General features: G+C 73.5%; 7 protein-coding genes and 1 pseudogene. 3 read left to right on the plus strand and 5 right to left on the minus strand.

Translation table 11 applies throughout. The features are described from left to right. Positions 1-117 precede the first annotated feature (117 nt). The 5 genes from ACFZBX_RS32900 to ACFZBX_RS32920 form a co-directional block, all read right to left on the minus strand. Entirely contained in the window at positions 118-690 is a 573-nt protein-coding gene (locus tag ACFZBX_RS32900) for an ATP/GTP-binding protein (protein ID WP_391537454.1), read from the minus strand. A gap of 76 nt (positions 691-766) precedes the next feature. After that, complete coding sequence (locus ACFZBX_RS32905) at positions 767-1,147, minus strand: DUF742 domain-containing protein (protein ID WP_380763844.1); 381 nt, start codon at positions 1,145-1,147, stop codon at positions 767-769. Then, positions 1,144-1,578 (minus strand): roadblock/LC7 domain-containing protein, encoded by a 435-nt coding sequence (locus ACFZBX_RS32910; protein WP_380763842.1) that lies wholly within the window; start codon positions 1,576-1,578, stop codon positions 1,144-1,146. Before ACFZBX_RS32910 ends, ACFZBX_RS32905 begins: the two co-directional genes overlap by 4 nt. Next, entirely contained in the window at positions 1,578-3,692 is a 2,115-nt protein-coding gene (locus ACFZBX_RS32915; protein ID WP_391537455.1) for a sensor histidine kinase, read from the minus strand. The genes ACFZBX_RS32910 and ACFZBX_RS32915 overlap by 1 nt, the downstream gene beginning before the upstream one ends. 388 nt (positions 3,693-4,080) lie before the next feature. Next, on the minus strand, positions 4,081-5,352 hold the full coding sequence (locus tag ACFZBX_RS32920; RefSeq protein WP_391537513.1) for an acyl-CoA dehydrogenase family protein: 1,272 nt from the start codon (positions 5,350-5,352) through the stop codon (positions 4,081-4,083). 477 nt (positions 5,353-5,829) lie between these two features. Between ACFZBX_RS32920 and ACFZBX_RS32925 the strand changes: the two genes are divergently transcribed. The 3 genes and pseudogenes from ACFZBX_RS32925 to ACFZBX_RS32935 form a co-directional block, all read left to right on the plus strand. Then, entirely contained in the window at positions 5,830-6,897 is a 1,068-nt protein-coding gene (locus tag ACFZBX_RS32925; protein WP_391537456.1) for a GAF domain-containing protein, read from the plus strand. A 340-nt stretch (positions 6,898-7,237) separates the two neighbouring features. After that, entirely contained in the window at positions 7,238-8,734 is a 1,497-nt protein-coding gene (locus ACFZBX_RS32930; protein WP_391537514.1) for a lipase maturation factor family protein, read from the plus strand. A 269-nt stretch (positions 8,735-9,003) separates the two neighbouring features. Then, positions 9,004-10,653, plus strand: a pseudogene (locus ACFZBX_RS32935) (hypothetical protein); the annotation flags it as partial.

The raw sequence follows: 10,653 nt of genomic DNA on the forward strand, positions 1-10,653 counted from the left end.
CGCCTGGCTCCACACCTACAATCACCACCGCGGACACACCGCACTCGCAGGCAAACCACCCACCAGCCGCGTTCCCAACCTCACGGGCCAGAACATCTAGACAGCCCGCCGACGGCCTCAGGCGTGCGCGGCGAGCGCGGTCCGGTGGACCCGGTCGAGGAGGGCGAGCAGCAGTTCCTTGCTGGACGCGCGCTCCCGGACGTCGCAGAGCACCACGGGCACGTCCGGGTCGAGGTCCAGCGCGCGGCGGACGTCCTCGGGGGCGCAGTCGCGGCGTCCGTAGAAGCAGTTGACGCCGACGGCGAAGGGGATGCCGCGCTGCTCGAAGAAGTCGACGGCGGCGAAGCTGGTCTCCAGCCGCCGGGTGTCGGCCAGCACGATGGCACCGAGCGCGCCGAGCGCGAGGTCGTCCCACATGAACCAGAAGCGGAACTGGCCCGGCGTGCCGAACAGGTAGAGCACCAGGTCCTCGCGGACGGTGATCCGGCCGAAGTCCATGGCGACGGTGGTCGTCGCCTTGTCGTGGACGCCGTCGAGGCTGTCGACCCCGATGCTGGCGCGGGTCATCCGCTCCTCGGTCTGCAGCGGTTCGACCTCGCTGACCGAGCCGACCATGGTGGTCTTGCCGACGCCGAAGCCGCCGGCGATGAGGATCTTGACCGCGCCCGGCACCAGGCTCTTGGTCGTCACGTCGGGTCTCCTGAAGGGGAACTGGGCGAGGTACGGGGCGATCGGGGCGGCCGGGGCCGGACGGAGCGGCGGCGGGTCAGAGCCGGCGGATGCCCTCGATCACGGCCTGGATCAACGCGATGTCCGGCGCCTCGGCGAGCTCGACGGGTGCCCGGGTGAGGATCATCCGGGCCTCGGCGAGGTCGTCCAGCAGCACCTTGACCACACTCACCGGGAGGTCCAGGACGGCCGCGATCTCGGCGACCGCGAGCGGGCGTTCGCGGCAGAGGTCCAGGATCGCGGCCGGTTCGGGCGTCATCCGGCTGGTGTCGGCCAGCGGGTCGGCGCTGACCACCAGGGTGATCAGCGCGAAGCCGTCACGGACCGGGCCGGTGCGCCCGTTGGTGATGGCGTAGGGGCGGACCAGGTGGCCGGCCTCCTTGTCGAAGAACCAGGCCTCGGCGGCGTCGACGGTCACGCACCGCCACCCGCATCCGGTTGGCCGGCGTCGCTGCGCGGTGCTGCGGTGAGGTACTGGCCGACCTGCTTGACCAGCATGTTGATCTCGTAGGCCATCAGCCCGGCGTCGACCGACTCGCTGGTGAGCACGGCGAGCCGGGCGCCCTGGCCGGCGGCCGTGACGAACAGGAACAGGTGGTCCATCTCGATCACGGTCTGCCGCACCCGGCCGCCGTCGAACCGCTGGCCGGCGCCGCGGGCGAGGCTCTGCAGTCCGGAGGCGACGGCCGACAGGTGCTCGGCGTCGGCCCGGTCGAGCCCCCGGGAGAGTCCGACCAGCAGGCCGTCCTCGGAGAGCACGATGGCGTGCCGGGTCTCCGGTACCCGCGCCACCAGCTGGTCCAGCAGCCAGTTGAGATCGCGCTCGGTGTCGGTGTGCTGCTGCGTCATCACTGCTGTTCCTTAGCTGCGGAAGGCACGTCCGGGTCGGTGGGGGTGGCACGGGCGGTGCGGGTGCCGTGTTGGATGGCGGCCATGGTGGCCCGCGAGCGCTGCGGCGAGGGGTCGTCGGCCTGCGGCGCGGCGGGGCCGGGCGGGCCGTAGGGGCCGGCGGAGGACGCGTGGGCCTCGCGCAGCTGCTCGGCGAGGCTGGCGTTGCGGACCCGCTGGGGCAGGACGCGCGGCGTTCGCAGCTCGCCCTCGGGCCCGTACCGCGCCTCGGCGTCCTCGGCACGCTGGTGCGTGGGCGCAACGGGCGCGTCCGGCGGTGCGTCGCTCCCGCCCCAGGCTCCGGCGCCCGGCCCGTCGCCGAACCCACCGCCCCCGAAGCCGCCCCCGAACCCGTCCGTGTACGCCTCCAGGCCGTCCGTGTCCGCGTCCGCCGGGTCCAGGTACGGCCAGGGCCGGCTGGGCCGTGCCACGACCACCGCGCCCGGCAGCCCGGGGATCGGGGAGCCCACCGGCAGGCCGCCGTTGGCCGTCGGATCGTCCTCGCCCTGTCGGCCGACGCCCTCGGGGTACCGCGCGACCAGTTCGCCGCTCACCACCGCCCCGTCGGCGCCGCCGGACAGGCCGCCCGGCAGACCGTCCGACAGACCGCCCGGCAGGCCGACCGGCACGCTGCCGCCCGCGAACACACCGCCTGTGGCGTCGTCCACGGGAGCACCCGGGAAGCCACCCGCCGCGGGCCCGTCGCCCGGGAGCCCGTCGAGCACGCCGGCGGGCGAGCCCGAAAGCTCCTGCCCGGCCCCGCCCGTCCGCGCGTCCGCGCCCGGACCGGTGCCCACGGCGGCGCCGGCCTCGGCCGCCTCGCCGCCCTGACCGGCCTCCGCCGCAGCATCCGGACCCGAACCCGGGCTCGAACCCGAACCCGAACCCGGCGCCGGGGACCGGGTGACCCGGGCGCCCGCAGGCAGGCCGGCGAAGGCGGTCGGCGCCTCGGCCTGCTGCAGCAGCGCGGCCGGCACCAGCACCACCGCCCGCGTCCCCCCGTAGGGCGAGGGGCGCAGGGTGACCTGGACGTCGTGCCGGGCGGCCAGCCGGGCGACCACGAAGAGTCCGAGCCGCAGGTCGTCGCCGAGCGCGGAGACGTCCAGCTCGGGCGGGTTGGCCAGGTAGTCGTTGAGCCGCTGGTATTCGTCCTCGACCATGCCGAGGCCGCGGTCCTCGACCTCCACCGCCAGACCCTTGGGGACGTCCTGCGCGGAGACCTGCACCTGGGTGTACGGCGGGGAGAAGGTGGTGCCGTTCTCGATCAGCTCGGCGATCAGGTGGATCACGTCGGCGACGGCCTGGCCGCTGAGCGAGGTGCGGGGCACGCCCTGGACGACGACCCGCGAGTAGTTCTCGGTCTCGGAGACGGCGCTGCGCAGCACGTTGACCATGGGCACGGCGTTGCGCCAGCGCCGGGCGGGCAGCGCGCCGCCGAGGATGACCAGGTTCTCGGCGTTGCGCCGCATCCGGGTGGCGAGGTGGTCGACGGCGAACAGCTCGCGCAGCAGTTCCGGTTCCTCGTGCTCGCGCTCCAGCGCGTCCAGCATGCTGATCTGACGGTGGATCAGGATCTGGGTGCGGCGCGCGATGTTGAGGAAGACCTTCTTCGTCCCCTCACGCCCCTGGGCCTGGTGGACGATGGCGGCGACGGCGGCCTGCCGGACGGCGGCGAGGCTGTCGGAGGCCTGCTGGAGCTCGTCGCCGACCCGCCGGGGCGGGGTCCAGGCGGGCGGGGCCGGGACCGACTCGCCGGCCCGCAGGCGTCCGGCCACCCCCGGGATCTCGTGCTCGGCGAGCGTCAGGGCGTCGGCGTGCAGGGCGGCGATCCGGGCCGGCAGGGTCCGCGCGGCGCGCAGGCCGCGCACCAGGCTCCAGAGCAGGACGGCGGCGACGACCGCGCTGCCGGCCAGCAGGGCGGTGCGCTCCCCGGCGTCGCGCAGCAGGTAGACGGCGTAGCCCCAGGCGGCGGCGAGGCCGAGGCAGGGGACCAGCGCGAGGGTGAGGAGCGGGCTGCGCAGAGAGCCGGACCGGCCGGCGCGGTGGCCCGTCCGGGGGGCCGATATGCCTGGCATCTGATTCCTTGTAGCGGGGTGAACGCGGGGGTTCCGTGTGCGGTCCGACCGGGGGTCGCTGGGGCGCAACGGCCAGCGGTGCCCGGGGTTTGCCGGAGGTGGTGACCTGGGGGTCACCATCCGGACGGATGCAGACGGCCGCCGACTTCAGGCACGCTACCAGCCTCCGGTGACCTTCGGGCAACATCAACTGACCATATGTGAACGCTTGATGACGGTGTGTCCGGGGGGTTCGGCCCCCTTCGGGCGGAAATTCGCACTGGTCGGCGAAGTGCTGGAAGGTTTCGGACGGCTTTCCGGCATCCTGGGTCCGGTCGCCGGAAAGCCGTCAGGGACAGGTCAAGAAGAGGTACTCTGGCGGGATGCCCCGACCGGGCGGGCCCGGGGGTCAGCCCGCCAGTGGCATCCGCAGCACCTCCGCCTGGCCGTCCTGCACCTGCGCCTCGGCGCGCGCCTCCTGCTCGGAGGCCTCGTGCCACGCCCAGCCCGCCAGGTCGGCGAGTTCGACCGACCACTGCTTGCCGTAGGTGCCGGAAGCCACCTGCCCGAGCCGCAGCCGCTGGACGTCCGAGGTGCCGGCCGGCGGGTAGATGTGGGTGGCGTCGCGCAGGTAGCGCTCGATGTGGAACTCCGTCTGCAGACCGCGCGCGGCGTGGATCTCCATCGCGTTGCGCGCCGAGTCCAGCGCGTACTCGGTGTTGATCAGCTTGGCGTTCATCAGCTCGGCGTCGCAGGCCTTGCCGTGGTCCAGCAGGTGCGAGGCGTGGTACGCGGCGAGCTTGGCGGTCATCAGCCGGGACTGCATCTCGCCCAGCTTCAGTGCGATGTTGGGCAGTTGGGACAGCGGCTTGCCGTAGAGCAGACGCGACTCGGCGAACCGCGCGGTGTCCTCGACGATCGCCACGTGGATGCCGAGGGCGACCGCCGCGAGGTTCAGCCGCCCGTACAGGGTGGAGGACGAGTAGGCGACGTCCAGCCCCTCGCTCTCCTGGCCGAGCCGGTTGCCGGCCGGGATCCGGCAGTCCTCGAAGACGAGTTCGCCGAAGCTGAAGCCGTGCAGCCCGCTCTGCGAGCCGAGCGTGCCGGCGCGGAACCCGGGCCGGTCGCTCTCCACCAGGAACGCGGAGAGCCCCCGGCTGCCCGGCCCGGTGCGCAGCACCACGCCGTGCACGTCGCCGATGTGGGAGTTCCCCACGAACCACTTGCGGCCGTTGAGCACGTACTCGTCGCCCTCGCGCCGCGCCGTGCCGCTCATGCCGAGCACATGGCCGCCGGACTCCGGTTCGGTGACGGCGATCGTCGGCAGCGCCGATCCGTCGGCGAACTTGGGGAGCCAGTAACGGCGTTGTGCGTCGTCACCGAAGTGGATGACCTTGGCGACGCCGAGCTGCGAGGCCTGAGCCATCGCCCCCATGGCGCCGCTGACCCGTGACAGCTCCTCCACGATCACGGTCTTGGCGAGGTGTCCGAGCCCCAGCCCGCCGAACTCGCGCGGGATGGTGACTCCGATCCAACCCCGGCGGGCGATCTCCCGCGCGAGTGCGAACTCGACCTGGCGCTCCGCCTCCATTCTGGCCACCTGCGGGCGCACTTCCTTCTCCGCGAACTCGCGCACCTCCGCGCGGAGGCGCTCGTGTCGTTCGTCGGTGAAGTAGTCCATCGCCATTCCCCGGTCCTCTCGGGTTCGTTTGTTCGGTGGGTGTGCCTCCGTCCGTGCAGCCGATCCGCGTCGGCCGCCGAAGGTGAGGGGGAGGTGGGGTCGGCGGCCGGCCCATGCACAGCCGGTGCGTGCGGAAGTGCCGGCGGTGGCCCACGCTGCTCCTGGGGACCGCCGATTTTCGGCAGGCCTCATTGTCATATGTGCACCGGAAGTGCTCTACGGAGGATCTTGGATTGGCGCGATCGAGTCGTTCCGGGGTCGGGGAGGATTGAAACACCCAAAGGTGGGGATACGACGTGTCCGAGATTCCCGGAACCGCCGGATCCGACGGTTCCGCTTCCGGTTCCGCGTCCGTTCCCGGCCACCGGTCACGCCTCCGTCTCCCGCTCGACCATGTGGCTTTGACCGAAAGTCAGCATCCGGGACGGCGCGGGCCGGGAGCGCCGAAGGCACCGGATGTCTGATTACATGTGCGCCATGACTGATGTGATGAGCACTCAAGGCCAGTTCCCGGGTGCCGCCGGGGAGTCGGAGCGGGCCCGCAGGCTTCGCAGCCTGGGCCTCGACGAGCCCGCGGCGGACGAGGCCTTCGACCGCTTCGCCCACCTGGCCGCCAGCATCACCCGCGCCCCCATCGCGATGGTCAACTTCATCAACGACGAGCACCAGATGTTCCGGGGGCTCTACATTCCGCCAACCTCCCCTGAGATTCCGGTCGACAAGGGCTCCGCCTGGGCCGACCGGGGCATCGCGTTCGACCTGCCGACCCGTCAGATGCCCATGAGTTACGGCTTCTGCCCGCACGTCGTCGCCCAGCGGTCCCCCCTCGCCCTGGACGACATCCTCGCCTACCCCCGGTTCGCCGGGAACTCGGTCGTCGACGAGCTGGGGGTGCGCGCCTACCTCGGTGCCCCGCTGGTCGACGACACCAACACCGTCATCGGCACCGTCTGCGTCCTCGACCACGAGCCCCGCCAGTGGGGCCGCGAGCGGCTGCGCGACATCCAGCACCTCGCCGAGGCGCTGCTCTCCGAGATCCGGCTGCGCGACAACCTGGTCGCCCAGCAGCACGAGATGTTCGCCGCCTTCGACGGCTCGCCCTTCCCGATCATGCTCACCGACGGCCCCGGCCAGGAGATCCGCTACGCCAACGCCCAGCACGCCGAGGTCTTCGGCGCGCCGGTCGCCTACGGCGGAATCGGCCAGGCCTACCCCCACCTGGGCGCCGCCGGCCTCCAGCAGGCGGTCAACGAGGCCTACCGCACCGGCCGGGCCACCGTCCTCAACGAGGTCCGGCTCCCGTCCGCGCGCCCCGACGCCCAGCGCGGCCAGCAGGTCTTCAGCTTCACCTGCAGCCCGCTGCGCACCGCCCGCACCGGCCACGTCAGCGGCGTGCTGACGGTCGGCATGGACGTCACCGCGCAGTCCCGAACAGAGGAGGAACTCGGCACCCTGGCCGCGCTCCTGGTCGACCGCCTCCAGCAGAACGGCGCCCCCGTCACCCGTTCCGGCACCGGCGAGACCGGGATCATCCTGCCGGCCTGAGAGCACCACCGCACGACCGCACACCCCTACGACCGTTCTACGGCACGACGGCATCACCCGCATCACCCGCACGACCGCACGGCCGGGCGCCCTGGCGTCCGGCGTCCGCACCGCCGCATCCACCACCGCGGTGGGGCGCCTCTCACCCCCGATGAGAGGCCCCCCGCCACGGTGTGAGCGCCGCCGGGCCGGGGGAGTACCGCCCGGCCTGGGGCGCACCACCCGGCCGGACACCACCCGGCCGGACACCGTCCGGGCGAACACCGTCCGGGTGAACCGCCGGGCGCCGCCCCCGCCGCGCACCCCCGCGCGGCCGCCGCCGGTGGTAGGCATGGGCCGCATGCAGTGGTTCGCCGCCCCCGAGTACTGGCTCAGCAGACTGCTCGTGCAACGGATGCTGGCCGCCCTCTACCTCACCGGCTTCCTCGCCGCGGCCCTCCAGTTCCGCGCCCTCACCGGCAGCCGCGGCATGCTCCCCGTCCCCCGCTTCACCGCCCGCGTCCCGTTCCGGCACGCGCCCGGCCTCTTCCACCTCCACTACAGCGACCGCTTCTACGCCGCCGTCGCCTGGGGAGGCGCCGCGCTCTCCGCCGCCCTCGCCGGCGGCCTCGGCGACGCCCTCCCGCTGTGGACGTCGATGCTCTGCTGGGCGGTGCTGTGGGCCCTCTACCTCTCGATCGTCAACGTCGGCCAGACCTGGTACTCGTTCGGCTGGGAGTCACTGCTGCTGGAAGCCGGCTTCCTGGCCGTCTTCCTCGGCAACGCCGACACCGCCCCGCCCGCCCCCGTGCTGTGGCTGCTGCGCTGGCTGGTCTTCCGGGTCGAGTTCGGCGCCGGACTGATCAAACTGCGCGGAGACACCTGCTGGCGCGACCTGACCTGCCTGCGCTACCACCACGAGACCCAGCCCATGCCCGGACCGCTCAGCTGGTTCTTCCACCACCTGCCCGACCCGCTGCACCGCGTCGAGGCGGCGGCCAACCACGTCACCCAACTCCTGGTCCCCGTCGGCCTGCTCCTCCCGCAGCCCATCGCCACCTACGCCGCCTGCGTCGTCGTCGCCACCCAGCTCTGGCTGGTCGCCTCCGGCAACTTCGCCTGGCTCAACTGGCTCACCATCGCCCTCGCCCTCGCCGCCGTCGACCCGGCCCGCCTGGGCCTGCCCGTCCACCCGCGCGCCTACGGTCCCTCGCCCCTCTGGTTCGAGGCCCTGGCGCTCGCCCTCACCGCCGCCGTCCTCGTCCTCAGCTACTGGCCGGTGCGCAACATGGTCTCCCGCCGCCAGGTGATGAACCGCTCCTTCAACCGCCTCCACCTGGTCAACACCTACGGGGCGTTCGGCAGCGTCAACCGCACCCGCCAGGAGGTCGTCGTCGAGGGCACCGACGACCCGGTGGTGACCCGGCGCACCGTGTGGAAGGAGTACGGGTTCAAGGGCAAGCCCGGTGACGTGCGCCGCCTCCCGCGCCAGTACGCCCCCTACCACCTGCGGCTCGACTGGCTGATGTGGTTCGCCGGCATCTCGCCCGGCTACGCCCGGCCGTGGTTCCTGCCGTTCGCCGGCCGGCTGCTGGTCAACGACCCGGACACGCTGCGCCTGCTGCGCCACAACCCCTTCCCGGACGGCCCGCCGACCCACGTCCGGGCGACCCTCCACCTCTACCGGTTCACCGATTGGCGCGAACTGCGGCAAACCGGCGCGTGGTGGCACCGCACCGCGCTCTACGAGTACCTCGCGCCGGTCGACCTCGCCGCGCTCGCCCGGGCCGGCCACCGCCCGCCGCCCGTACGGCAGGCGGGCGGTGGGCGTGCGGCGGGCGCCGACGGGCGCCGGTGAGCGGCGGACGAGCCGCGGACGGGTGACGGGAGAGCCACCCGACCGGCCCTCCCGGGTGGCGTCCGGGCGGGCGGTACGGCACGCCACACCGGGCCGAGGGGCGGTGGTGCGTGCATGGCTCGAACGGGCACCCGTATTCTTGGCCTCCGACCGGTAGCCCGACCGCGCGCCCCCCGGCCCCTCCCTCCGAGGCCCATCGCGCACCCGGACCGCCGCCCCCTCGCCGCCCGTCCACGCCCCCGCCGCAGCCGCCCAGAACCGGACCTCACATGACAGTGCTTCACTCCCGCAACGCCGACGCGGCCGACGCAGCCGGCTCCGCAGACGTCAAGGACACCACGGACACCAAGGCCGCCACGGACACCGCCGACAGCACGGACACGATGGACACCAAGGACACCACGGACGTCGCCGAGGCCACGGCCGACACCGACCTCCGCGAGGAACTCGGCCGCTACGCCGAACTCGGCGCGTTCACGCTCGCCGCGGACACCCACCCCTGGTACGCGGCCGCCGACACCGTCGCCACCCCCGAGGAGGCCCGCGCCGCGTCCACCGTCCTCGCCGAGCTGCGCGGCCACGACCTCCAGCAGGTCTGGGAGGACGTCACGGCGCTCGCCACCGATGTCAAGCTCGACGCGCCGGACACTGTCGGCAAGACCGCGGTTCTCGTCGAGATGCTGCAACTGGTCCGCCGCACCTCGGCCGTCCTCGCTCCCGCCGCGTACGACGCCGACCTCGAAGCCCTGATCGCCGCCACCGCCGACCGGAACTGGCGGCGCGAGCGCGGCGTCAAGCTCTCCTGGCTGCGCGCCCGCTCGCTGCGCAAGCAGGCCGGCGCCCTCGCCGCCACCACCACCGGCCGCACCCGCGCCCAGGACCTCCACGAGGCGCTCGCCTCCGCCGAGGTCGAGCGCCGCGCCTGGGCCGCCCTCGCCCCCGCCGGCACCCTGCCGACCGCGCCGTCCGACGCCGACCTGGCCCACCGTACGGCGCAGACCTTCGAGGCGATCAGCACCGGCGTGCGCGAACTCGCCCGCCTGCTGCCCGGCCAGGACCTCGACGCGCTGTCCTTCCCGGACCTCGTCGACCTGGTCGAGCGCCTCGCCGCCGACGAGGGCACCCTCTACCGCCTCCCCACCCTCGGCGGCCTGCGCGCCACCCTGGAGGACGCCGGCCTCGCCGACCTCCTCACCGAACTCGCCGCCGCCCGCGCCGACCGCCGTGCCGCCGAGGCCGCCTACGCCGCCCGCCAGGCCCTGGCCGGCGGGCAGCGCGACGGGCTGGCGGTGGAACCGGCGGCGGAGCCGGAGGAGGCCGTCTCCGAAGACACCGACGCGGCCGCCGCTGAGCCGGCGGCGGAGGCCGAGGAGCCGACGGCGGAGACCCCGGCCGAAGAGGAGCCGCTCACGGTCACCCTCCCCGCCCCCTCCCCGGCCGCCGACGACCTCGTCGGCATCCCCACCGCCCCGCCCGCCCAGCCCTCCGCCCCCGAAGCCGAGTCCATCGACCCGGCCGACGACAACGAGCCCGAGCCGGCTGCGGAGGCGACGGGTGTCGTTGCCGGTGTCGAGCCGGTTGCCGGGGTGGAGGCCCTGGTTGAGGTTGAGTCCGCCGTAGTGGCCTCGGCTGAAGCCGAGCCGGTCGTGGAGGTCTCGGTGGAGGCGCCGGACGCCGCTGCCGATGCGGAGTCGGTGGCGGTTGAGGTCGAGCCGGTTGCCGGGGTGGAGGCCCCGGTTGGGGTTGAGTCCGCCGTAGAGGCATCGGCCGATGTCGAGCCGGTCGCGGAGCCGTCGGACGCCGTTGCCGTTGCCGAGCCGGTCGCCGAGGCGCCGGTTGTGGTTGAGCCGGTCGAGAAGGTTGCGGCCGAGCTGACAGAGGTCGTCGCGGACGCGGACTCGGCGGCGGTTGAGGCCGAG

It is taken from the genome of Kitasatospora sp. NPDC008115 (assembly GCF_042957205.1).
GTDB lineage: Bacteria > Actinomycetota > Actinomycetes > Streptomycetales > Streptomycetaceae > Kitasatospora.